20 protein-coding genes are annotated in these 23,787 nt (G+C 69.6%); 16 read left to right on the top strand and 4 right to left on the bottom strand.

Annotated features, from left to right (window positions below; all coding sequences use genetic code 11):
* Positions 1-127: 127 nt before the first annotated feature.
* From secD to ABZ887_RS20105, 3 genes are read left to right on the top strand one after another with little or no spacing between them, the layout of a single operon-like run.
* The gene (gene secD / locus ABZ887_RS20115) at positions 128-1,912 is read left to right on the top strand and encodes a protein translocase subunit SecD (RefSeq protein ID WP_361291118.1); all 1,785 of its coding nucleotides are present in this window, start codon (positions 128-130) and stop codon (positions 1,910-1,912) included.
* Between the two features lie 3 nt (positions 1,913-1,915).
* Positions 1,916-3,025, top strand: a complete 1,110-nt coding sequence (gene secF, locus ABZ887_RS20110; RefSeq protein ID WP_361291115.1) for a protein translocase subunit SecF — start codon at positions 1,916-1,918, stop codon at positions 3,023-3,025.
* The gene (locus tag ABZ887_RS20105; protein WP_361291112.1) at positions 3,022-3,570 is read left to right on the top strand and encodes an adenine phosphoribosyltransferase; all 549 of its coding nucleotides are present in this window, start codon (positions 3,022-3,024) and stop codon (positions 3,568-3,570) included. The genes secF and ABZ887_RS20105 overlap by 4 nt, the downstream gene beginning before the upstream one ends.
* Positions 3,571-3,668: 98 nt before the next feature.
* Here ABZ887_RS20105 and ABZ887_RS20100 read toward each other — a convergent pair whose 3' ends face one another.
* On the bottom strand, positions 3,669-3,896 hold the full coding sequence (locus ABZ887_RS20100; protein ID WP_217550581.1) for a hypothetical protein: 228 nt from the start codon (positions 3,894-3,896) through the stop codon (positions 3,669-3,671).
* Between the two features lie 414 nt (positions 3,897-4,310).
* Between ABZ887_RS20100 and ABZ887_RS20095 the strand changes: the two genes are divergently transcribed.
* Positions 4,311-6,839, top strand: coding sequence for a bifunctional (p)ppGpp synthetase/guanosine-3',5'-bis(diphosphate) 3'-pyrophosphohydrolase (locus tag ABZ887_RS20095; RefSeq protein ID WP_361291108.1), 2,529 nt, complete (start codon positions 4,311-4,313; stop codon positions 6,837-6,839).
* Between the two features lie 89 nt (positions 6,840-6,928).
* Here the strand turns inward: ABZ887_RS20095 and ABZ887_RS20090 are convergent, their stop codons facing one another.
* Together ABZ887_RS20090 and ABZ887_RS20085 are read right to left on the bottom strand one after the other, a co-directional pair.
* A complete protein-coding gene (locus ABZ887_RS20090; RefSeq protein ID WP_361291105.1) occupies positions 6,929-8,158 on the bottom strand; it encodes a DUF349 domain-containing protein in 1,230 nt (409 codons plus the stop codon).
* Positions 8,159-8,293: 135 nt separating this feature from the next.
* On the bottom strand, positions 8,294-9,115 hold the full coding sequence (locus ABZ887_RS20085) for a peptidylprolyl isomerase (protein ID WP_361291102.1): 822 nt from the start codon (positions 9,113-9,115) through the stop codon (positions 8,294-8,296).
* Positions 9,116-9,296: 181 nt separating this feature from the next.
* Between ABZ887_RS20085 and ABZ887_RS20080 the strand changes: the two genes are divergently transcribed.
* The 5 genes from ABZ887_RS20080 to rpsD all read left to right on the top strand — a co-directional run bounded on the left by ABZ887_RS20080 (position 9,297) and on the right by rpsD (position 14,525).
* On the top strand, positions 9,297-10,007 hold the full coding sequence (locus tag ABZ887_RS20080; RefSeq protein WP_361291099.1) for an MBL fold metallo-hydrolase: 711 nt from the start codon (positions 9,297-9,299) through the stop codon (positions 10,005-10,007).
* 11 nt (positions 10,008-10,018) lie between these two features.
* The gene (hisS, locus tag ABZ887_RS20075; RefSeq protein ID WP_361291096.1) at positions 10,019-11,281 is read left to right on the top strand and encodes a histidine--tRNA ligase; all 1,263 of its coding nucleotides are present in this window, start codon (positions 10,019-10,021) and stop codon (positions 11,279-11,281) included.
* A 253-nt stretch (positions 11,282-11,534) separates the two neighbouring features.
* Positions 11,535-12,191 (top strand): vitamin K epoxide reductase family protein, encoded by a 657-nt coding sequence (locus tag ABZ887_RS20070; protein WP_361291093.1) that lies wholly within the window; start codon positions 11,535-11,537, stop codon positions 12,189-12,191.
* 59 nt (positions 12,192-12,250) lie between these two features.
* The gene (locus tag ABZ887_RS20065; RefSeq protein WP_361291090.1) at positions 12,251-13,606 is read left to right on the top strand and encodes a replication-associated recombination protein A; all 1,356 of its coding nucleotides are present in this window, start codon (positions 12,251-12,253) and stop codon (positions 13,604-13,606) included.
* A 304-nt stretch (positions 13,607-13,910) separates the two neighbouring features.
* Complete coding sequence (rpsD, locus tag ABZ887_RS20060; RefSeq protein ID WP_181803162.1) at positions 13,911-14,525, top strand: 30S ribosomal protein S4; 615 nt, start codon at positions 13,911-13,913, stop codon at positions 14,523-14,525.
* A 27-nt stretch (positions 14,526-14,552) separates the two neighbouring features.
* Here the strand turns inward: rpsD and ABZ887_RS20055 are convergent, their stop codons facing one another.
* Positions 14,553-16,718: an AAA family ATPase gene (locus ABZ887_RS20055; RefSeq protein WP_361291086.1), complete on the bottom strand. Its 2,166-nt coding sequence runs from the start codon at positions 16,716-16,718 to the stop codon at positions 14,553-14,555.
* A 160-nt stretch (positions 16,719-16,878) separates the two neighbouring features.
* On the opposite strand from ABZ887_RS20055, the gene ABZ887_RS20050 reads away from it, so the two are divergent.
* The 7 genes from ABZ887_RS20050 to ABZ887_RS20020 form a co-directional block, all read left to right on the top strand.
* Positions 16,879-17,310 (top strand): DUF948 domain-containing protein, encoded by a 432-nt coding sequence (locus ABZ887_RS20050; RefSeq protein ID WP_361291083.1) that lies wholly within the window; start codon positions 16,879-16,881, stop codon positions 17,308-17,310.
* Between the two features lie 12 nt (positions 17,311-17,322).
* Positions 17,323-17,670, top strand: a complete 348-nt coding sequence (locus ABZ887_RS20045) for a hypothetical protein (protein ID WP_361291080.1) — start codon at positions 17,323-17,325, stop codon at positions 17,668-17,670.
* The gene (alaS, locus tag ABZ887_RS20040; protein WP_361291077.1) at positions 17,670-20,342 is read left to right on the top strand and encodes an alanine--tRNA ligase; all 2,673 of its coding nucleotides are present in this window, start codon (positions 17,670-17,672) and stop codon (positions 20,340-20,342) included. The genes ABZ887_RS20045 and alaS overlap by 1 nt, the downstream gene beginning before the upstream one ends.
* A 14-nt stretch (positions 20,343-20,356) precedes the next feature.
* Positions 20,357-20,821: a Holliday junction resolvase RuvX gene (gene ruvX, locus ABZ887_RS20035; protein WP_361291074.1), complete on the top strand. Its 465-nt coding sequence runs from the start codon at positions 20,357-20,359 to the stop codon at positions 20,819-20,821.
* 123 nt (positions 20,822-20,944) lie between these two features.
* Positions 20,945-22,705, top strand: a complete 1,761-nt coding sequence (mltG, locus tag ABZ887_RS20030; protein ID WP_361291071.1) for an endolytic transglycosylase MltG — start codon at positions 20,945-20,947, stop codon at positions 22,703-22,705.
* On the top strand, positions 22,686-23,525 hold the full coding sequence (locus ABZ887_RS20025; RefSeq protein WP_361291068.1) for a shikimate dehydrogenase: 840 nt from the start codon (positions 22,686-22,688) through the stop codon (positions 23,523-23,525). The genes mltG and ABZ887_RS20025 overlap by 20 nt, the downstream gene beginning before the upstream one ends.
* A gap of 169 nt (positions 23,526-23,694) precedes the next feature.
* Positions 23,695-23,787 (top strand): chorismate synthase (locus ABZ887_RS20020; RefSeq protein WP_351336173.1); only part of this gene is annotated, 93 nt, incomplete at its 3' end.

The following is a 23,787-nucleotide window of genomic DNA, read 5'->3' as shown; positions in this document are numbered from 1 at the left end:
GCGGTGCGCGCGTCCCACGCGCACCCCGCACCCCGGGCGCGTCTGTTTCCCGGACGGGATCCCGACACCATGTCATGGCCGACCGCACCGACCAGGCGCGCGGCGGCCCGAGAGGGAGTACGAGAAGGTGGCAGCACCTAAGAGGGGCCGGAGCGCGAGCGCCCAGAGCAAGCCAGGGCGCTCGCTGGCCCTCATCCTGATCGCCATCGTGGCGCTCACCGGAGGAATGTTCGCCTCCGGAAACACCACTCCGCGTCTCGGTATCGACCTGGCCGGTGGTACGAGCATCACTCTCCAGGCGGAGAACGAGCCGGGCCAGCCCAACGCGATCAACAAGACCAACATGGACACCGCGGTCGCGATCATGAACCGTCGTGTCAACGGTCTGGGCGTATCCGAGACGGAGGTTCAGACCCAGGGCTCAAAGAACATCATCGTCAACATCCCCAAGGGCACCAACTCCGCAGAGGCCCGCAAGCAGGTCGGCACCACCGCGAAGCTGTACTTCCGCCCGGTCCTGGCCCAGGAAGCCAGCGCCGGCGCCACGACCAGCGCCTCCCCGAGCGCGTCCGCCAGCGGCAGCTCCAGCGCCTCCCCGTCGAGCAGTGCGTCGTCGTCCCAGAAGGCGACCGGGACGTCCTCCGCCTCGCCGTCGTCCTCGGCCACCTCGCAGGGCCGCGCGGTCACCGACGCCCTGAAGGCCGGCTCCACGGCTTCGTCCTCGGCGTCCGCCTCCTCGTCGGCGAGCCCCTCCGCCACCTCCTCGGCCGACGCGAGCGCCTCCGCCGCGGCCTCGAAGCTGGAGGCCGAGTACACCGCGCTGGACTGCTCCAAGACCACCCAGCGCGCCACGGCCGGCAAGTCCGCCAAGCCGAGCGACACCACCGTGGCCTGCGGCAAGATCGACGATGTCTGGTACAAGTACGTCCTCGGCCCGGCCCGCGTCGACGGCACCGACGTCAAGAAGGCCCAGGCCGTCTTCGACACGCAGGGCGCCTCCGGCTGGCAGGTCCAGATGACCTTCACCGGCAGCGGATCCAAGAAGTTCGCGGACGTCACCGGCGAGCTCGCCAAGAACGCCTCCCAGCCGACGAACGAGTTCGGCATCGTCCTCGACGGCGAGGTCGTCTCCAGCCCGACCGTGAGCCAGTCCATCACCGGCGGCTCCGCGGAGATCTCCGGCAGCTTCACCCAGACCGAGGCCCAGAGCCTGGCCAACGTGCTGTCGTACGGCGCCCTCCCGCTCTCCTTCCGCACGGAGAGCGTCACCACCGTCACTGCCGCCCTCGGCGGCCAGCAGCTGCACGCCGGTCTGCTCGCCGGTGCCATCGGGCTCGCGCTGGTCATCATCTATCTGGTGGCCTTCTACCGCGGCCTGTCGATTGTCGCGATCCCCTCGCTGCTGGTGTCCGCGGTCCTCACCTACACGATCATGTCGCTGCTCGGCCCCGCGATCCACTTCGCGCTGAACCTGCCGGCCGTCTGCGGTGCGATCGTCGCGATCGGCATCACGGCGGACTCGTTCATCGTGTTCTTCGAGCGCATCCGGGACGAGATCCGCGAGGGCCGCACGCTGCGCCCCGCCGTCGAGCGCGCCTGGCCGCGCGCCCGGCGCACCATCCTGGTCTCCGACTTCGTGTCGTTCCTGGCCGCCGCCGTCCTGTTCATCGTGACCGTCGGCAAGGTCCAGGGCTTCGCGTTCACCCTCGGTCTGACCACCGTGCTCGACGTGGTCGTCGTCTTCTTCTTCACCAAGCCGCTGATGACGCTCCTCGCCCGGCGTAAGTTCTTCGCGAGCGGCCACAAGTGGTCCGGGCTCGACCCGAAGGGTCTGGGCGCCAAGGCCCCGCTGCGCCGTACCCGCCGTCCCGCCGGTCCCGTCGCCGGCCCTGTCGACCCGAAGGAAGCGTGAGCGATGTCGAAACTCGGCAACCTCGGCGCCCGACTCCACCGCGGCGAGATCAGCTACGACTTCGTCGGCAAGCGCAAGATCTGGTACGGCGTCTCCATCCTGATCACCATCACGGCCATCGTCGGCCTGGCGGTGCGCGGCCTGAACATGGGCATCGACTTCCAGGGCGGCGCCGTCTTCACCACCTCGAAGACCAGTGTCTCGGTGTCCCAGGCGGAGACCTTCGCGAAGGAGGCCTCCGGTCACGAAGCGGTCGTGCAGAAGCTCGGCACGGGCGGTCTGCGCATCCAGATCGCCGGCATGGACACCGCGAAGTCGGACACGACCAAGGTCAAGCTGGCCAAGGACATGAAGGTGGACCCCGAGTCCATCAACTCCGACCTGGTCGGCCCGAGCTGGGGTGACGAGATCGCCAACAAGGCCTGGGAGGGCCTCGGCATCTTCATGGTCCTCGTGGTGATCTACCTGGCGATCGCCTTCGAGTGGCGGATGGCGCTCGCGGCCCTGGTCGCGCTGATCCACGACATCACCATCACGACCGGTATCTACGCGCTGGTCGGCTTCGAGGTCACGCCCGGCACGGTCATCGGTCTGCTGACGATCCTCGGTTACTCGCTCTACGACACGGTCGTCGTCTTCGACAGCCTCAAGGAGCAGACGAAGGACATCACCAAGCAGACCCGCTTCACCTACAGCGACATCGCCAACCACTCGATCAACGGCACCCTGGTCCGTTCGATCAACACCACGGTCGTCGCACTGCTGCCGGTCGCGGGCCTGCTGTTCATCGGCGGCGGCTTCCTCGGCGCGGGCACGCTCAACGACATCTCGCTGTCGCTGTTCGTCGGTCTCGCCGCGGGTGCCTACTCCTCGATCTTCATCGCCACGCCGCTCGTCGCCGACCTCAAGGAGGCCGAGCCGCAGATGAAGGCCCTGAAGAAGCGCGTCCTCGCCAAGCGCGCCCAGGCCGCAGCCGAGGAGGAGATGGCCGAGGTCCGGGTCGGCGGTTCCGAGGACCCCGAGGACGCCGCTCCGGCCGTCGTCGGCCCGCGCAACCAGCCCGCGTCCCGTAACCGCGGCGGCCGCGGCCGGCCCTCGGGGAAGCGCCGATGACCGAGCTCGCAGACATCACGGAACTGCTGCTCAGCCGCATCCGGGACGTCGAGGACTATCCCGAGCAGGGCGTGATGTTCAAGGACATCACGCCGCTGCTGGCGGACCCGGCGGCGTTCACGGTGCTCACCGACGCCCTCGCGCAGATCGCCGAGCGCACCGGCGCCACCAAGGTCGTCGGCCTGGAGGCGCGGGGCTTCATCCTGGGCGCCCCGGTCGCCGTGCGGGCCGGGCTCGGCTTCATCCCCGTGCGCAAGGCGGGCAAGCTCCCCGGAGCCACCCTCCGGCAGGCCTACGAGCTGGAGTACGGCTCCGCCGAGATCGAGGTGCACGCCGAGGACCTGTCCGCGGGCGACCGCGTCATGGTCGTCGACGACGTGCTCGCCACCGGCGGCACCGCCGAGGCCTCGATCCGGCTGATCCACCGCGCCGGCGCCGAGGTCGCGGGCGTCGCGGTCCTGATGGAGCTGGGCTTCCTGGGCGGACGGGCCCGTCTGGAATCCGCCCTCAAGGGCGCCCCCTTGGAGGCCGTGCTCACCATCTGAGCGGAGATGGAGACGACGCAGCCCCGGGTGCGATTCAATGCGCACCCGGGGCCGCTTCATTTTTCCGTGCTATTCACGGAATCCGGCTGATTTCGAAATCAGCAGTCCTCGATGTCGTTGGTTATGATGGTGCCGGGCTCCTTGAGGTGTCCCTTCTCGTCGCCCGCCGCGGTGATGCGGTGCAGGTTGTTCTCCGCACCGTCCTTCCACCACACGCACAGGTGCTGCGTCGTGCTGCACGTGTTGTGGTAGTAGATGGTGGTCGTGGTGGTGCCGTCCGCCCAAGACCAGTTGAAGCACCCCGAGCTACCTCGGTGCGTCGACATGGGGGCCGCGGTCGCAGCCTGCGCGGGAAGCGCGAAAGCCGCGCTCATACCCACGGCCAGAGCCGCAGCCGCCACTGTCTTTCCGAACATTCTCATGCTCATCCCGTTTCTTTTTCTTTGAAAGCGGAATAGGTCAATTTCTTCCGCTTCCTGGTCGAAGTGGATCTTATGTAGCGGCTGATGTTCTAGTCAACGGAATTAATAGTCTCGATTTTCCCGATCTGTCCAATTGGTGGGTTTTTGGAAAAGGGTTTCCGGGCTCTGCTGCAGGGACAGGGAATCCGGTGGCAGCCGCCCGTGTTACCCCGGTGGAACGCTCTCACTTCGGCCTGAAGGCGATCCCGGAGCCCGGGATCGCTACCATGGGTCATCCGGAGCCTGACCGGGGACCCGGATCGCGCACGAGGAGCCCTCTTGCCAGACGAGGCCCAGCCACTTACCGCCGCCAAGCCCGAGCCCGCCTCGGCCCCCGCGGCCAAGCCCGCGCCGAACGTGTCGCAGACGAAGAGCGACACCCGTGGGCCGGTCGAGCACGCCCAGTCCGCGCAGGCCGAGAAGTCGGCGGAGTCCTCGCGCCCCAAACCGGCCCCTCCCGAGCGTCCGGCGGCCCGCCCCAACACCGGCCAGCCCGCACGCTCCGGCTCCTCCAACCGTGTCCGCGCCCGCCTGGCCCGCCTCGGCGTGCAGCGCGCGAACCCGTACAACCCGGTCCTGGAGCCGCTGCTGCGCATAGTCCGCAGCAACGACCCCAAGATCGAGAACGCCACACTGCGCCAGATCGAGCGCGCCTACCAGGTCGCCGAGCGCTGGCACCGCGGCCAGAAGCGCAAGAGCGGCGACCCGTACATCACCCACCCGCTCGCGGTGACCACCATCCTCGCCGAGCTGGGCATGGACCCGGCCACCCTGATGGCGGGCCTGCTGCACGACACCGTCGAGGACACCGAGTACGGCCTGGAGGACCTGCGCCGCGACTTCGGCGACGTCGTCGCCCTGCTCGTCGACGGCGTCACCAAGCTCGACAAGGTCAAGTTCGGCGAGGCCGCGCAGGCCGAGACCGTGCGCAAGATGGTCGTCGCCATGGCCAAGGACCCGCGCGTCCTGGTCATCAAGCTCGCCGACCGCCTGCACAACATGCGCACCATGCGCTACCTCAAGCGCGAGAAGCAGGAGAAGAAGGCGCGCGAGACCCTGGAGATCTACGCGCCGCTCGCCCATCGCCTGGGCATGAACACCATCAAGTGGGAGCTGGAGGACCTCGCGTTCGCGATCCTCTACCCCAAGATGTACGACGAGATCGTCCGGCTGGTCGCCGAACGCGCCCCGAAGCGCGACGAGTACCTGGCCATAGTGACCGACGAGGTCCAGGCCGACCTGCGGGCCGCCCGCATCAAGGCGACCGTCACCGGCCGGCCGAAGCACTACTACAGCGTCTACCAGAAGATGATCGTCCGCGGCCGGGACTTCGCGGAGATCTACGACCTGGTGGGCATCCGCGTCCTGGTGGACACCGTCCGCGACTGCTACGCGGCCCTGGGCACCGTCCACGCGCGCTGGAACCCGGTTCCGGGGCGCTTCAAGGACTACATCGCGATGCCCAAGTTCAACATGTACCAGTCGCTGCACACGACGGTCATCGGCCCCAACGGCAAGCCCGTCGAACTCCAGATCCGCACGTTCGACATGCACCGCCGCGCCGAGTACGGCATCGCCGCGCACTGGAAGTACAAGCAGGAGGCCGTGGCCGGCGCCTCCAAGGTCCGCACCGACGTGCCGAAGTCGTCCGGCAAGGGCAAGGACGACCACCTCAACGACATGGCCTGGCTGCGGCAGTTGCTGGACTGGCAGAAGGAGACCGAGGACCCCAGCGAGTTCCTGGAGTCCCTGCGCTTCGACCTGTCCCGCAACGAGGTCTTCGTCTTCACCCCCAAGGGCGACGTCATAGCGCTCCCCGCCGGGGCCACCCCGGTCGACTTCGCGTACGCGGTCCACACCGAGGTCGGCCACCGGACCATAGGGGCCCGGGTCAACGGCCGTCTCGTCCCGCTCGAATCGACGCTGGACAACGGCGACCTGGTCGAGGTCTTCACCTCCAAGGCGCCCGGCGCCGGCCCCTCCCGCGACTGGCTCGGCTTCGTCAAGTCCCCACGCGCCCGCAACAAGATCCGCGGCTGGTTCTCCAAGGAGCGCCGGGACGAGGCGATCGAGCAGGGCAAGGACGCCATCGTCCGCGCGATGCGCAAGCAGAACCTGCCGATCCAGCGCATCCTCACCGGCGACTCGCTGGTCACGCTGGCGCACGAGATGCGCTACCCGGACATCTCCTCGCTGTACGCGGCGATCGGCGAGGGCCATGTGGCCGCGCAGAACGTCGTGCAGAAGCTGGTGCAGGCGCTCGGCGGCGAGGAGGCGGCCACCGAGGAGATCGACGAGGCGGTCCCGCCGTCCCGGACCCGCGGCCGCAAGCGGCGCAGCAACCAGGACCCCGGTGTGGTCGTGAAGGGCGTCGACGACGTCTGGGTCAAGCTGGCCCGCTGCTGCACCCCTGTGCCCGGCGACCCGATCATCGGCTTCGTCACGCGCGGTAGCGGTGTATCGGTTCACCGCAGCGACTGCGTCAACGTCGAGTCACTGTCCCGCGAACCCGAGCGCATCCTCGACGTCGAGTGGGCGCCCACCCAGTCCTCGGTCTTCCTGGTCGCCATCCAGGTCGAGGCCCTGGACCGGTCCCGGCTGCTGTCGGACGTCACCCGCGTCCTGTCCGACCAGCACGTCAACATCCTCTCCGCGGCCGTCCAGACCTCCCGCGACCGGGTGGCCACCTCCCGCTTCACCTTCGAGATGGGCGACCCCAAGCACCTGGGCCACGTCCTGAAGGCCGTACGGGGCGTGGAGGGCGTGTACGACGTCTACCGCGTGACCTCGGCACGCAACCGCTCGTAGCGGCAGCCGGACACCGGACATACGACGAGAGGGGCCCCGTACGCCGTGTACGGGGCCCCTCTCGATGTCGCGGAAACCGTCGGGAAAACTCAGCCGCCGAACTCCTGCAGGCCCTTCAGGGCCTGGTCCAGGAGCGCCTGGCGGCCCTCCAGCTCACGCTCCAGCTTCTCCGCCTTCGACGCGTTGCCCTGGCCGCGGGCCTGCTCGATCTGCGCCCGCAGCTTGTCCACGGCGGCCTGCAGCTGGCCGGTCAGACCCGCCGCACGCGCGCGTGCCTCCGGGTTGGTCCGGCGCCACTCGGCCTCCTCGGCCTCCTGGATGGCCCGGTCGACCGTGTGCATCCGGCCCTCGACCTTCGGACGCGCGTCGCGCGGCACGTGACCGATGGCCTCCCACCGCTCGTTGATCGAGCGGAAGGCGGACCGCGCGGACTTCAGGTCGCCGATCGGCAGGAGCTTCTCGGCCTCGGCGGCCAGCTCCTCCTTCAGCTTCAGGTTCTCCGTCTGCTCCGCGTCCCGCTCGGCGAAGGCGGACCCGCGCGCCGCGAAGAACACGTCCTGGGCGCCGCGGAAGCGGTTCCACAGGTCGTCCTCGTGCTCGCGCTGGGCACGGCCGGCCGCCTTCCACTCCGACATCAGCTCGCGGTAGCGGGCGGCCGTCGGACCCCAGTCCGTCGAGTCCGACAGCGACTCGGCCTCGGCGACCAGCTTCTCCTTGGCCTTGCGGGCGTCCTCGCGCTGCGCGTCGAGCTGCGCGAAGTGGGCCTTGCGCCGCTTGGAGAAGGCCGACCGGGCGTGCGAGAAGCGGTGCCACAGCTCGTCGTCCGACTTGCGGTCGAGACGCGGCAGGCCCTTCCAGGTGTCCACCAGGGACCGCAGCCGCTCACCCGCCGCCCGCCACTGGTCGGACTGCGCCAGCTGCTCCGCCTCGACGACCAGGTCCTCCTTGGCCTGCCGGGCCTCGTCGGACTGCTTGGCACGCTGTGCCCGGCGCTCCTCGCGACGCGAGTCGACGGTCTTCACCAGATCGCCCAGCCGGGTCCGCAACGACTCCAGGTCACCGACCGCGTGGTGCGCCTCCACCTGCTCGCGCAGGTGGTCGATGGCGACCTGGGCGTCCTTCGCGGACAGGTCGGTGGTCTGGACTCGCTTTTCGAGGAGGCCGATCTCGACAACCAGGCCCTCGTACTTGCGCTCGAAGTAGGCCAACGCCTCCTCGGGGGAGCCGGCCTGCCAGGAACCGACGACCTGCTCGCCGTCGGCCGTACGCACGTACACGGTCCCCGTCTCGTCGACGCGGCCCCACGGGTCGCTGCTCACAGCGCCTCCTCCACATGATGCCCGCGAGGGGCCTCAGCGCCCCCGGGCATCGTCCACAGTTTCGTCACGGCCAACATAGGCGACCGGCGGGTTGCCTGTCCGCATCCCGCGCGACCGAAATTTCGCAGTTGGTAGTCAGGATTTCGTGACCGTGGCCTTGTTGATCACGACCGTCGCGTTCGGCGCTCCGTCGCCCTGACCCGTGTTCTCTCCAGCGGCGGCGATTTTCTTCAGGACCTTCAGTCCGGCGGCGTCAACAGTGCCGAACGGGGTGTAGCTGGCAGGCAACTGGCTGTCCTGGTAGACCAGGAAGAACTGGCTGCCACCGGTGTGCTTCTGGCCCGTGTTGGCCATCGCGACCGTGCCCGCCGGGTAGATGCCGCCCTTCAGGCTTTTGTCCTTCAGGTTCTCGTCGGGGATCGTGTACCCGGGACCGCCGCTGCCGGTGCCCGTCGGGTCGCCGCACTGCAGCACGTAGATGCCGTTGGTGGTGAGCCGGTGGCACTTCGTGTGGTCGAAGTAGCCCTTCGACGCGAGGAAGTCGAACGAGTTCACGGTGTGCGGCGCCGCCGACGTCTTCAGCGCGATGCCGATGTCACCGCACGTCGTCGCCAGCTTCAGCGTGTAGTCGGCGGACGTGTCGATCGTCATCGCCGGCTCCTTCTTCCAGCTCAGCTTCGCCACCTTGCCGGCCGCGGCCTTCTCGCACGGGTCCGGTGCCTTGCTGGCGCTGGGCGTGGCGCTGGGTGTCGTCTCCGAGCTGGCGTTCGCCTTGTCGTCGTTCTTCAGCACGCCGGTCGTGTACAGCGCGACGCTGCCGATCACGATCACGCCGAGCACGGACGCGATCACGGAGTTGCGCATGCGTGCCTTGCGGCGTGCGCTGGTACGCCGCTGCTGCTGCCGCAAGAACTTCTCCCGGGCGAGCTGACGCCGCCGCTGCTCCTGGGTGACCACCGGGTTCTCTCCTCATGCGTGTCGTATATGTCGACCGGTTACGCGTGCGTCCTGTGCGCTGTGTGAGCCGACCACTGCGTGTAGCCCCGTACCGTATATGGGTTCGCTGAGGAAACGGCAGCGCCGGTAGGCTCTGGACCACAGCTTGTAGCCACCCGAATCGACACAACGAAGGACGATCGTGCTCATTGCCGGGTTCCCCGCCGGGGCCTGGGGGACGAACTGTTATCTCGTCGCCCCCGCCGCCGGTGAGGAGTGCGTGATCATCGACCCCGGCCACCAGGCCGCCGAAGGCGTCGAGGAAGCACTGAAGAAGCATCGGCTCAAGCCCGTCGCCGTCGTCCTCACCCACGGCCACATCGACCACGTGGCCTCGGTCGTCCCCGTGTGCGGCGCGCACGACGTACCGGCCTGGATCCACCCCGCGGACCGGTACATGATGAGCGACCCCGAGAAGGCGCTCGGCCGGTCCATCGGCATGCCGCTGATGGGCGAGCTGACGGTGGGGGAGCCGGACGAGGTGAGGGAACTGACCGACGGCGCTCGACTCGCCCTGGCCGGGCTGGAGTTCTCCGTCGCGCACGCACCGGGCCATACCAGGGGGTCGGTGACCTTCCAGATGCCGGAGACGGCCGAGATCCCCTCGGTCTTCTTCTCCGGCGATCTGCTCTTCGCCGGCTCCATCGGACGCACGGACCTGCCGGGCGCCTCCATGGACGACATGCTGCTGTCGCTGGCCCGTGTGTGCCTGCCGCTAGACGACTCCACCGTGGTGCTGTCCGGCCACGGCCCCCAGACGACCATCGGTCAGGAGCGCGCCACCAACGCCTATCTGCGGCAGGTGGCCGCCGGCCAGGGAGCGCAAGCCGACGCTCCCCGACGAGGAATGTGACGAGAACTTCCGTGAGCACCTTTCAGGCCCCCAAGGGCACGTACGACCTGATCCCGCCGGAGAGCGCCAAGTACCTGGCCGTCCGCGAGGCGATCGCCGCCCCGCTGCGCAACTCCGGCTACGGCTACATCGAGACCCCGGGCTTCGAGAACGTCGAGCTCTTCGCGCGCGGTGTCGGCGAGTCCACCGACATCGTCACCAAGGAGATGTACGCCTTCGAGACCAAGGGCGGCGACCGGCTGGCGCTGCGCCCCGAGGGCACCGCCTCCGTCCTGCGCGCGGCCCTGGAGGCCAACCTCCACAAGGCCGGCAACCTCCCCGTCAAGCTCTGGTACTCCGGCTCGTACTACCGCTACGAGCGCCCGCAGAAGGGCCGTTACCGTCACTTCTCCCAGGTCGGTGCCGAGGCGATCGGTGCCGAGGACCCGGCCCTGGACGCCGAGTTGATCATCCTGGCCGACCAGGCGTACCGCTCGCTGGGCCTGAGCAACTTCCGCATCCTGCTCAACAGCCTCGGCGACAAGGAGTGCCGCCCGGTGTACCGCGCGGCCCTCCAGGACTTCCTGCGCGGCCTCGACCTGGACGAGGACACCCTGCGCCGGTCCGAGATCAACCCGCTGCGCGTCCTGGACGACAAGCGGGAGTCGGTCCAGAAGCAGCTGGGCGACGCCCCGTTGCTGCGCGACTACCTCTGCGACGCCTGCAAGGCGTACCACGAGGAGGTCCGTGAGCTGATCACGGCCGCGGGTGTCTCCTTCGAGGACGACCCGAAGCTGGTCCGCGGTCTCGACTACTACACCCGCACCACGTTCGAGTTCGTCCACGACGGCCTGGGCTCCCAGTCCGCGGTGGGCGGCGGCGGCCGCTACGACGGCCTCTCCGAGATGATCGGCGGCCCCGCGCTGCCGTCCGTCGGCTGGGCGCTGGGCGTCGACCGCACGGTGCTGGCACTGGAGGCGGAGGGCGTCGAGCTCGACCTCCCGTCCGCCACCAGCGTCTTCGCGGTACCGCTCGGCGAGGAGGCGCGTCGCGTCCTCTTCGCGAAGGTCACGGAGCTGCGCCGGGTCGGCATCGCGGCGGACTTCTCCTACGGCGCCAAGGGGCTCAAGGGCGCCATGAAGAACGCCAACCGCAGTGGCGCCCGCTACACGATCGTCGCCGGGGAGCGGGACCTCGCCGAGGGCGTCGTCCAGCTGAAGGACATGGAGTCCGGAGAGCAGTCGGCGATCGGCGTGAACGAGATCGTGGCGGAGCTGGAGTCCCGGCTGGGCTGAGCGGCCGGTGAGAGGGTCGGCAGGGGCCGGCAGGGGGCGGACCGTCAACTCGGCGGGTGCCGGTTCCCCCTGCCGGCCGATGCGCATCCGGGACCGCCATGCGCGGGTGCCCCGAGCATCGGCCGGAACCGAACTCTTCGGGGCGGTCGTGCGTACTTCCTTATGCCCACCGAACGGTGGACGGGGTGCCTCGTGCGGCACAATGGCCCCTGCCCGAAGAAGTTCCAACTCTCAAACAGACGGAATCGGCGTGATGAGCAAGACGACAGTCAAGGACGTCTCCACCGAGCCCGAGCCCGAGCACGCCTCCGCGGCACCGCGCACCGAGGGCGGCAGCCGCGCCTTCGCGCTGCTGCTGATCATCACCGGCGCCGCCGGCCTGCTGGCCGCCTGGGTCATCACGATCGACAAGTTCAAGCTGCTGGAAGCCAAGGTCGAGGGCAAGACGTTCACCCCCGGGTGCAGCCTCAACCCGGTGGTCTCCTGCGGCAGCGTCATGGAGTCCAAGCAGGCCGCCGCCTTCGGCTTCCCGAACCCGATGCTCGGCCTGGTCTGCTACGGCATCGTGATCTGCGTCGGCATGAGCCTGCTGGCCCGCGCCCGCTTCCCGCGCTGGTACTGGCTGACCTTCAACTTCGGCACCCTCTTCGGCGTGGCCTTCTGCACCTGGCTGCAGTTCCAGTCCCTGTACCGGATCAACGCGCTCTGCCTGTGGTGCTCGCTGGCCTGGGTCGCGACGATCACCATGTTCTGGTACGTGACCTCCTTCAACATCCGCCAGGGCTTCCTGCCGACCCCGAACTGGCTGAAGTCCTTCTTCGGCGAGTTCACCTGGGTGCTGCCGGTCCTGCACATCGGCATCATCGGCATGCTGATCCTGACCCGCTGGTGGGACTTCTGGACCAGCTGACCACCGGGGCCGCCGACGGCCCGGACCGGATTGTCAGTGCCGTGACTTAGGGTTTCAGCGTGGAACCCGACCTGTTCACCGCCGCCGCAGAAGAACGCCAGGAGAAGGACCCGACCGGGAGCCCCCTGGCGGTGCGGATGCGCCCGCGCACCCTCGACGAGGTGGTGGGCCAGCAGCACCTGCTGAAGCCGGGATCCCCGCTGCGCAGACTGGTCGGCGCGGGCTCCGGCGGCCCCGCCGGACCGTCGTCCGTGATCCTCTGGGGGCCGCCCGGCACCGGCAAGACGACCCTCGCGTACGTCGTCTCCAAGGCGACCGACAAGCGGTTCGTGGAGCTCTCCGCGATCACCGCGGGCGTCAAGGAGGTCCGCGCGGTCATCGACGGCGCCCGCCGCGCCACCGGGGGATACGGCAAGGAGACCGTCCTCTTCCTGGACGAGATCCACCGCTTCAGCAAGGCCCAGCAGGACTCCCTGCTCCCGGCCGTCGAGAACCGCTGGGTCACCCTGATCGCCGCGACCACCGAGAACCCCTACTTCTCGGTGATCTCCCCGCTCCTGTCCCGCTCCCTGCTCCTCACCCTCGAACCGCTCACCGACGACGACGTCCGGGGCCTCCTGCGCCGGGCCCTCACCGACGAGCGGGGCCTCAAGGAGGCCGTCACCCTCCCCGAGGACACCGAGGAGCACCTGCTGCGCATCGCCGGCGGCGACGCCCGCCGCGCCCTGACCGCCCTGGAGGCCGCCGCCGGGGCCGCCCTCGACAAGGGCGAGGCGGAGATCGGCCTGGGGACCCTGGAGGAGGTCGTCGACCGGGCCGCGGTGAAGTACGACCGCGACGGCGACCAGCACTACGACGTCGCCAGCGCCCTCATCAAGTCCATCAGGGGCTCGGACGTCGACGCGGCCCTGCACTACCTGGCCCGGATGATCGAGGCCGGCGAGGACCCCCGCTTCATCGCCCGCCGGCTGATGATCTCGGCGAGCGAGGACATCGGCCTCGCCGACCCCAACGCCCTCCCCATAGCCGTGGCCGCCGCCCAGGCCGTCGCCATGATCGGTTTCCCCGAGGCCGCCCTCACCCTCAGCCACGCCACCATCGCCCTCGCCCTGGCCCCCAAGTCCAACTCCGCGACCACCGCGATCGGCGCCGCCATGGAGGACGTCCGCAAGGGCCTGGCCGGCCAGGTGCCCCCGCACCTGCGTGACGGGCACTACAAGGGCGCCGCCAAGCTGGGGCACGCGCAGGGCTACGTCTACCCGCACGACCTGCCCGAGGGCATCGCCGAGCAGCAGTACGCCCCGGACACCGTCAGGGACCGCGAGTACTACACCCCGACCCGGCACGGCGCCGAGGCGCGGTACGCCGACGCCGTCGAGTGGACCAGGAAGCACCTCGGTCGCAGGCGGTCCTGAGCAGCCTGTAGAATCCCTCGAAGCGCCGAGTCCCGCGCAGTCAGAGCGGGACAGTCGGCCGGAACCCCCGTCAAGAGGGATCCAGGAGCGTCGCGCACCGTCGATCGGTGTCGCGGGCAGCCCACCACCATCCGCCGCACGGCGGGACCGGTCGGTGGGCCACTCGCGTGCTGCACGTATGTGCCCAGACCAGGGGAGCGGCTGCCCACCAGGCCCGGCAACGGGTCCCGGCGGGTTTCCCCGGCTGCGGATTGCGACCTCCCTCAACCCTGACAAGCCGAATATCAGAAGGAAGAAAGAGACAGTGGCGAACCAGTCCCGCCCCAAGGTCAAGAAGTCGCGTGCCCTCGGCATCGCGCTGACCCCGAAGGCCGTCAAGTACTTCGAGGCCCGTCCCTACCCGCCGGGTGAGCACGGCCGCGGCCGCAAGCAGAACTCGGACTACAAGGTCCGTCTGCTGGAGAAGCAGCGTCTGCGCGCGCAGTACGACATCTCCGAGCGTCAGCTGGTCCGCGCCTACGAGCGTGCCTCCAAGGTGCAGGGCAAGACCGGTGAGGCCCTGATCGTCGAGCTGGAGCGCCGCCTCGACGCGCTGGTCCTGCGTTCGGGCATCGCCCGCACGATCTACCAGGCCCGCCAGATGGTCGTCCACGGCCACATCCAGGTCAACGGCCAGAAGGTCGACAAGCCGTCCTACCGCGTGCGTCCGGACGACGTCATCCAGGTCCGTGACCGCTCGAAGGACAAGACGCTCTTCCAGATCGCCCGCGAGGGTGGCTTCGCCCCCGACGGCGAGACCCCGCGCTACCTGCAGGTGAACCTCCGCGCCCTGGCCTTCCGCCTGGACCGCGAGCCGAACCGCAAGGAAGTTCCGGTCATCTGCGACGAGCAGCTCGTCGTCGAGTACTACGCCCGCTGATCACCAGCCGGGTGTAGCACCTCAGCGTCAGCCCGCCGTCTCCCCGCCCTTCAGGGTGGGCGAGGCGGCGGGCTTCCGCATGTCGGCGCCGTCCCGCCGCTGCCGTACCGGCCCGCGCGGCGCCGGCAGCGCGTCCAGCGGCCGTCCCCCGAAGTAGTCCAGCGCCCGGGCCACCGCCGCCTCCCGGTCCAGCAGCGCCCCCTGCCGTACGCACTCCGTGTACCGCTCGTCGCCCAGCGCCCGCCGCGCCGTCGCCTCGCACAGCTCGTGCGGGGCGTTGTAGTACGCCGAGCCGAACAGCGGCAGCCCCACCGACGGCCACATCCGCCCGGCCGCGCCCTGCAGCACCGCCGCCTCCGCCGGATCGCCCTGCGCCACCGTCACCAGCGCCAGGAGCTCGATCGACAGCACCGAGCCCAGCAGGTCCCGGAAACCGTGCGCATGGCCCAGGCAGTCGGTCAGCAGCTCCCGGGCGGCCGCGTGGTCGCCGTCCTGCCAGGCCGCGTACGCCAGCACGTACAGCGCGTACGAACGGGCCCAGCGCTCGCCGTGGTCCTCGCAGACCCGGCGTACGTCCTCGCACAGCCGTACCGCGTCCGGCAGATCACCGAGGAACGCCCTGGTCATCGCCAGCTCGACCTGCCCCATCAGGACATTGCTGTTGAGCTCGCCGATCTCCTGGTAACGGCCGAGGGCCGAGCGCAGCAGCGTCTCCGCCCGCGCCATGTCATCGGTGACCAGGGCCAGACAGCCGGTGCGGTGCTCCACGTACGCCACCGCCGTCGGATCGGCGGCCAGCTCGGCTGCCTCGCGGCACTCCTGGAGCGCGGCGAGCGCGGGCACCGCGTCGCCCTGGAGGATCGCCACATAGCCGAGCACCCACAACGCCTTCAGCCGGGACTGCGGATACTCCGAGTCCAGCTCCAGACTCCGCTCCAGCCAGCGCCGCCCCTCCGAGAGCCGCCCGCAGCCCGCCCAGTAGAACCACAGCGAACCCGCCAGGAACTGGCCCAGATGCGCCTCGTCCGGCTCGGTCAGACAGTGGTCCAGAGCCGCCCGCAGGTTCGGCAGCTCGGCCTCGACCCGCGTGGCCACCTCGCCCTGCCGCGGCGAGAACCACTCCAGCTCGCACCAGGTCGCCAGCCCCATGAACCAGTCCCGGTGCCGGCGCCGCAGCCGCCCCGAGTCCCCCGTCGCCGCCAGCCAGTCGGCGCCGTACGCCCGTACGGTGTCGAGCATCCGGTAGCGCACGCCCGACCGCGCCTCCTCACGGGACACCACCGACTGGGCGAGCAGCTCCGCCAGCACGTCCAGGACCTCCTCGGACGCCAGCCCGTCCCCGCTGCACACGTACTCGGCGGCCTCCAGGTCGAAGGTCTGCGCGAACACCGACAGCCGCGCCCACAGCAACCGCTCGGCGGGCGTGCACAGTTCATGGCTCCAGCCGATGGCCGTGCGCAGCGTCCGGTGCCGGGGGAGCGCGTCCTGCCCGCCACCGGTCAGCAGCCGGAACCGGTCGTCGAGCCGCTCCAGCAACTGCCCCGGCGACAGCGCCCGCAGCCGCCCCGCCGCCAGCTCGACCGCCAGCGGGATCCCGTCCAGGCGCCTGCACACCTCCCGCACCTCCGCGCAGTCCCGCACGTCCAGCCCCTGCCGCCCGGCGCGCTCGGCGAACAGCTCCACCGCGTCGTCCTCACCGAGCGGCGCCAGCGGGAACAGCCGCTCGCCCGCCACCCCGAGCGGCCGCCGCCCCACCGCCAGCACGGCCAGGTCCGGCAACCGCCGCAGCAGTTCGGCCACCAGCTCCGCGCACGCGTCGACCAGATGCTCGAACCCGTCGAGGACGAGGAGGATCCGGCGGTCCGCCAGATGACCGAGGAGCGTCTCGCGCGGCAGCCGGGTGGTGTGGTCGGTCAGGCCGAGCGCCTCCACGACCGCGTACTCCACGAACTCCGGGTCGCGCACCGGCGCCAGCTCCACCCGCCACACCCCGTCCCGGGGCGCCGCACCGGCCGCCGCCCGGGCCGCGAGCCGGGACTTGCCGACCCCGCCGGCCCCGGTCACCGTCACCAGCCGACCGGACTCCAGGGCCCGGGACAACTCACCCAGTTCGGCCGAGCGGCCCACGAAGGCGGTCAGTTCCAGGGGCAGATTGCCGTCCGCCGAAGAGCCGGGGCGCTGAGGACCTCGCATGGGACACGGAGCGTACTTAACCGTGTTCGGTCCGTACAATCGCTTCCCGCAACTCCGCCTTCCGCGCGCGCTAATCCGGTACGGAGTCCGATGCCCGGCGCGATAGGCTCGGTGCAGACTTTTCGATGTTCAGGCACGAGACAGGGAGCGGGTGCGCGCGGTGTCCGGTGGAGAGGTGGCCGGGATCCTGGTGGCCGTCTTCTGGGCGATCCTGGTCTCCTTCCTCGCGGTGGCCCTCGTGAGGCTGGCCCAGACGCTCAAGGCGACCACCAAGCTGGTGGCGGACGTGACCGACCAGGCCGTCCCGCTGCTCGCCGACGCCTCCACCGCCGTCCGCTCCGCGCAGACCCAGATCGACCGGGTCGACGCGATCGCGTCCGACGTCCAGGAGGTCACGTCCAACGCCTCCGCGCTGTCCACCACCGTCGCCGCCACCTTCGGCGGCCCGCTGGTCAAGGTCGCGGCCTTCGGCTACGGCGTGCGCCGGGCGCTGGCCGGCCGCAAGGCGGACGTGCCCGTGAAGGAGCCCAGGCGTACGGTGATCGTGGGCCGGACGGTCCCGGCCGCACGGCGGAAGAACCGGGGAAAGTAGGAGCCAGGCCATATGTTCCGCCGCACGTTCTGGTTCACCACCGGCGTCGCCGCCGGTGTCTGGGCCACCACCAAGGTCAACCGCAAGCTGAGGCAGCTGACCCCGGAGAGCCTCGCCGCGACCGCCGCGAACAAGGCGCTGGAGACCGGCCACCGGATCAAGGACCGGGCGGTCGGCTTCGCGCTCGACGTCCGCGACAACATGGCGCAGCGGGAGGAGGAGCTGGGCGACGCGCTGGGCATCAACGCGAACCCCGAACTCCCCGCGCCCCGGCGGCTCGCCGCCATCGAGAACCGCAGCAACCCGAAGTACGCCGATGACAGGACGACGTACTCGTACAACCGGAATGAGGACCACTGATGGAGTCGGCCGAGATCCGCCGCCGCTGGCTGAGCTTCTACGAGGAGCGCGGTCACACCGTCGTCCCTTCGGCGTCGCTCATCGCGGACGACCCGACTCTGCTCCTCGTCCCGGCCGGCATGGTGCCCTTCAAGCCGTACTTCCTCGGTGAGGTCAAGCCGCCGTGGGCGCGCGCCACCAGCGTGCAGAAGTGCGTGCGTACGCCCGACATCGAAGAGGTCGGCAAGACCACCCGGCACGGCACCTTCTTCCAGATGTGCGGCAACTTCTCCTTCGGCGACTACTTCAAGGAAGGCGCCATCAAGTACGCCTGGGAGCTGCTCACCACGCCCCAGGACAAGGGTGGTTACGGCCTGGAGCCGGAGAAGCTCTGGATCACCGTCTACAAGGACGACGACGAGGCCGAGCGCATCTGGCAGGACGTCGTCGGCGTGCCGAAGGAGCGCATCCAGCGCCTCGGCATGAAGGACAACTACTGGTCCATGGGCGTCCCCGGCCCCTGCGGACCGTGTTCCGAGATCAACTACGACCGCGGCCCCGAGTTCGGAGTCGAGGGCGGCCCCGCCGTCAACGACGAGCGGTACGTGGAGATCTGGAACCTGGTCTTCATGCAGTACGAGCGCGGCGAGGGCATCGGCAAGGACAACTTCGAGATCCTCGGCGAACTGCCCAGCAAGAACATCGACACGGGCCTCGGCCTGGAGCGTCTCGCCATGATTCTGCAGGGCGTGCAGAACATGTACGAGATCGACACCTCCATGGCCGTCATCGAGAAGGCCACCGAGCTGACCGGCGTCCGCTACGGCGACGCCCACGACTCGGACGTCTCGCTGCGCGTGGTCACCGACCACATGCGTACGTCGGTGATGCTCATCGGCGACGGTGTCACCCCCGGCAACGAGGGCCGCGGCTACGTCCTGCGCCGGATCATGCGCCGCGCCATCCGCAACATGCGCCTGCTCGGTGCCACCGGTCCGGTCGTGCTCGACCTGATCGACACGGTGATCCGGATGATGGGCCAGCAGTACCCGGAGCTGGTCACCGACCGCGAGCGCATCGAGAAGGTCGCCGTCGCCGAGGAGAACGCCTTCCTCAAGACGCTGAAGGCCGGCACCAACATCCTCGACACCGCCGTCACCGAGACCAAGGACGCCGGTGGCACGGTCCTCGCCGGCGACAAGGCGTTCCTGCTCCACGACACCTGGGGCTTCCCGATCGACCTCACCCTGGAGATGGCCGCCGAACAGGGCCTTGCCGTGGACGAGGACGGCTTCCGCCGCCTGATGAAGGAGCAGCGGGACCGCGCCAAGGCCGACGCCCAGGCCAAGAAGACCGGTCACGCCGGCGCCGGCGCCTACCGCGAGATCGCCGACAAGACCGGCGAGACCGACTTCATCGGTTACTCCGACACCGAGGGCGAGACCACGATCGTCGGCATCCTCGTCGACGGCGTCTCCTCCCCGGCCGCCAGCGAGGGCGACGAGGTCGAGATCGTCCTGGACCGCACCCCCTTCTACGCCGAGGGCGGCGGCCAGATCGGCGACACCGGCCGGATCAAGGTCGACTCCGGTGCCGTCGTCGAGATCCGCGACACCCAGAAGCCGGTCCCGGGCGTCTACGTCCACAAGGGCGTCGTGCAGTTCGGCGAGGTGACGGTCGGCGCCAAGGCCCACGCCGCGATCGACCAGCGCCGCCGGACCGCCATCGCCCGCGCCCACTCGGCCACCCACCTCACCCACCAGGCGCTGCGCGACGCCCTCGGCCCGACGGCCGCCCAGGCCGGTTCGGAGAACCAGCCCGGCCGCTTCCGCTTCGACTTCGGCTCCCCGTCCGCCGTCCCGACGGCCGTGATGACCGACGTCGAGCAGAAGATCAACGAGGTGCTCGCCCGCGACCTCGACGTGCGCGCCGACATCATGGGTATCGACGAGGCCAAGAAGCAGGGCGCCATCGCCGAGTTCGGTGAGAAGTACGGCGAGCGGGTCCGCGTGGTGACCATCGGCGACTTCTCCAAGGAGCTGTGCGGCGGCACCCACGTGCACAACACCGCCCAGCTGGGCCTGGTGAAGCTGCTCGGCGAGTCCTCGATCGGCTCGGGCGTGCGCCGTATCGAGGCCCTCGTCGGTGTCGACGCCTACAACTTCCTGGCCCGTGAGCACACGGTCGTCGCCCAGCTCCAGGAGCTGATCAAGGGCCGTCCGGAGGAACTCCCGGAGAAGGTCTCCGCCATGCTCGGCAAGCTGAAGGACGCCGAGAAGGAGATCGAGAAGTTCCGCGCGGAGAAGGTGCTGCAGGCCGCCGGCGGTCTCGTCGAGTCCGCCAAGGACGTCCGCGGGATCGCCGTCGTCACCGGGCAGGTCCCGGACGGCACCACCCCGGACGACCTGCGCAAGCTCGTCCTCGACGTGCGCGGCCGCATCCAGGGCGGACGCGCCGCCGTGGTCGCCCTGTTCACGGTCAACAACGGCAAGCCGCTCACGGTCATCGCCACCAACGACGCCGCCCGCGACCGCGGCCTCAAGGCCGGCGACCTGGTCCGCACCGCCGCCAAGACGCTCGGCGGCGGCGGTGGCGGCAAGCCGGACGTCGCCCAGGGCGGCGGCCAGAACCCGGCCGCCGTCGGAGAGGCCATCGACGCCGTCGAGCGTCTCGTGGCCGAGACCGCCAAGTAAGGAAACGGTCGGAGATGCGCAGAGGACGTCGACTCGCGATCGACGTCGGGGACGCCCGGATCGGGGTCGCCTCGTGCGACCCCGACGGGATCCTCGCCACCCCGGTCGAGACCGTCCCCGGCCGGGACATCCCGGCGGCCCACCGCCGGCTGCGGCAACTGGTCGAGGAGTACGAACCGGTCGAGGTCGTCGTCGGACTCCCGCGCTCGCTCAAGGGGGGCGAGGGCCCGGCCGCGGTCAAGGTCCGGGCCTTCGCCCAGGAGCTGGCCAAGGGCATCGGGCCGGTGCCGGTCCGGCTGGTCGACGAGCGGATGACGACCGTGACGGCGAGTCAGGGACTGCGCGCCTCGGGGGTGAAGTCCAAGAAGGGGCGGTCGGTCATCGACCAGGCCGCCGCTGTGATCATCCTCCAGCAGGCGCTGGAATCCGAACGGGTGTCAGGTAAACCACCCGGCGAGGGCGTCGAAGTAGTCATCTGATCGCGATACGGTAACGTTCCGCGCGATGCGATGGTTTTCGAACAGCCACCGCACAGCAAGAGGCGGAACGGTCAACCGGCCCACCAGCCGCGTGACGCGCCGCCTCGCGGCTCTAGGGGATCGATGACTGAGTATGGCCGGGGCCCAGGCTCCGAACCGTGGCATCCGGAGGACCCGTTGTACGGGGACGACGGATGGGGCGGACAGCAGGCCCAGGTGGGCCAGCAGTCCCCCTACGGCGGTCAGCCGCAGCACTATCCGCAGCAGTCGCAGCAGCAGTACGGCGACTGGGGCCAGCACCAGCAGGGTGGGTACGACCAGCAGCAGTACGCGTACTACGACGAGCAGGGCCAACTCCAGTACGCCGACGGGTACGGTCAGCAGCAGTACGACCAGCAGCAGTACGACCAGCAGCACTACGACCAGCAGCACGCCGGCCATGCCCCGCAGCAGTACCACCAGGGCACCTGGGACGCCACCGGCACCCACGGTCACGTCCCCTACGCCGCCGACCCGGGCGACCCCTACGGGCAGCAGCCCGTGGCCTACGGCAACGAGCAGCCCGACCTCTACGGCACCGAGGACGCCTACCCGCCGCCGGAGCCGCCCGGCCGCCGACGCCCCGAGCCGGAACCGCAGGCGGAGCCCGCCGCCGAGGAGGAGGAAGAGCAGCACCCCTTCTTCACGGGCGCCGACGACGATGACGACGACGATGAGGACGACGACCCGAAAGGGCGCCGCGGTGGTGGCCGCGGCAAGGGCGGGAAGGGTGGCAAGGAAGCCAAGGGCGGCAAAGGCGCCAAGAAGCGTCGCAGCGGCTGCGCCTGTCTGGTGGTCTGCCTGGTCTTCGGCGGCGGTGCGGCCGGTGTCGGCTACTTCGGCTGGCACTTCTACCAAAATCGTTTCGGCGCGGCCCCGGACTTCGCGGGCAGCGGCAGCAGCGAGACCGTGACCGTCCAGATCCCCAAGGGCGCCGGCGGATACGAGATCGGCCGTCGGCTCAAGGAGGCCGGCGTCGTCAAGAGCGTCGACGCGTTCGTCTCCGCGCAGACGCAGAATCCGAAGGGCGACAGGATCCAGGCGGGCGCCTACACCCTCAAGAAGGAGATGTCCGCCGCGAGCTGCGTGCTGCTCATGCTCGACCCGAGCAGCCAGGCGAATGTGATCGTCACCCCGGGCGAGCGCGCCGCGGCCGTCTACGTGGCCCTCGACAAGAAACTCGGCCTTTCCGCGGGTAGCTCCAAGAAGGTCGCAAAGGCCGAGTACAAGAACCTGGGTCTGCCGAGCTACGCGAACGCCAACAGCAAGATCATGGATCCGCTGGAAGGATTCCTCTACCCGGGTACCTATCCCGCGGCCAAGGGCATGAAGCCCGACGCGATCCTGAAACAGATGGTCGCGGCGGCCAAGGAGGAGTACGCCAACTACGACCTCGTGGCGGAGGCCAAGAAGTACGACCTGGACAACCCGCTGCAGGTCATCACGGTCGCGAGCCTCGTCCAGGCCGAAGGAAAGACGCACGACGACTTCCGCAAGATGGCGGAGGTGGTCTACAACCGTCTCAAGACCACGAACACCGAGACGAACCGGTTGCTGCAATTCGACTCGACCTTCAACTACCTGAAGGGCGCCAGCAACATCCACATCAGCGAGTCGGAGATCAACAGCAACAGGGACCCGTACAACACGTACACCCAGAAGGGGCTTCCGCCCGGTCCGATCGGCAACCCCGGCGAGGACGCACTGAAGGCGGCACTGAATCCGACCGACGAGGGCTGGATGTATTTCGTGGCGACCGATGGCGTGAACAACACCGAATTCGCCAAGACCAACGCCGAATTCGAGAAGCTCAAGGACAAATTCAATGCCAACTCGGGCAACTGATGCCCGCCGGGCCGCCGTGCTCGGTAAGCCCATCGCCCACTCCCTCTCCCCGGTGCTGCACCGGGCCGCGTACGACGAACTCGGGCTCGCCGACTGGTCGTACGAGCGCTTCGAGATCGACGAGGCGGGGCTGCCCGCCTTCCTCGGGACGCTGGGGCCGGAGTGGGCGGGGCTGTCGCTGACCATGCCGCTGAAGCGGGCGGTCATCCCGCTGGTCGACGAGATCAGCGAGACGGCCGCCTCGGTCGACGCGGTCAACACGGTCGTGTTCACGGAGGACGGCCGACGACTCGGGGACAACACCGACATCCCGGGCATGGTCGCCGCGCTTCGCGAGCACGGCATCGAACAGGTCGACTCCGCCGCCGTCCTCGGCGCCGGTGCCACCGCCTCCTCCGCGCTGGCCGCCCTCGCCCGGATCTGCACCGGCGAGGTCGTCGCCTACGTCCGCAGCGAGGAGCGCGCCGCCGAGATGCGGCACTGGGGCGAGCGGCTCGACGTCGAGGTGCGCACCGCCGACTGGGCCGACGCCGGACAGGCCCTGCATGCCCCGCTGGTGATCGCCACCACCCCCGCCGGCACCACCGACGCCCTCGCCGGCGCCGTACCCGAACGCCCCACCACCCTCTTCGACGTCCTCTACCACCCCTGGCCCACCGCCCTTGCCGCCCGCTGGTCCATGTTCGGGGGAGCCGTGGTCAGCGGTCTGGACCTCCTGGTGCACCAGGCCGTGCTCCAGGTCGAGCAGATGACCGGCCGTGCCCCGGCACCGCTGGACGCCATGCGCAGGGCCGGTGAGAAGGCACTCGCCGAGCGCTGACCTGACAGATCCGCGTCCGTCTGCTGGACCGGCGACCGGGTTCACCGCCCGGACGTGGGAGGATCGGAGGTGGCGGACCGGGGCCGCGCACCCGGTCGGGCCGTCGCCGTACGCGAGGACGCGCGTACGCAGGGCAGTAGTACCAGGGCGCGAGCACTGAGGAGCATCGTTGAGCAGGCTGCGTTGGCTGACCGCGGGGGAGTCCCATGGTCCCGCACTTGTCGCGACGTTGGAGGGCCTTCCCGCCGGCGTGCCGATCACG

Origin of the sequence: Streptomyces sp. NPDC047061 (assembly GCF_040643955.1) — a bacterium.
GTDB lineage: Bacteria > Actinomycetota > Actinomycetes > Streptomycetales > Streptomycetaceae > Streptomyces.
This window is presented reverse-complemented; position numbering and strand designations above follow the sequence as displayed.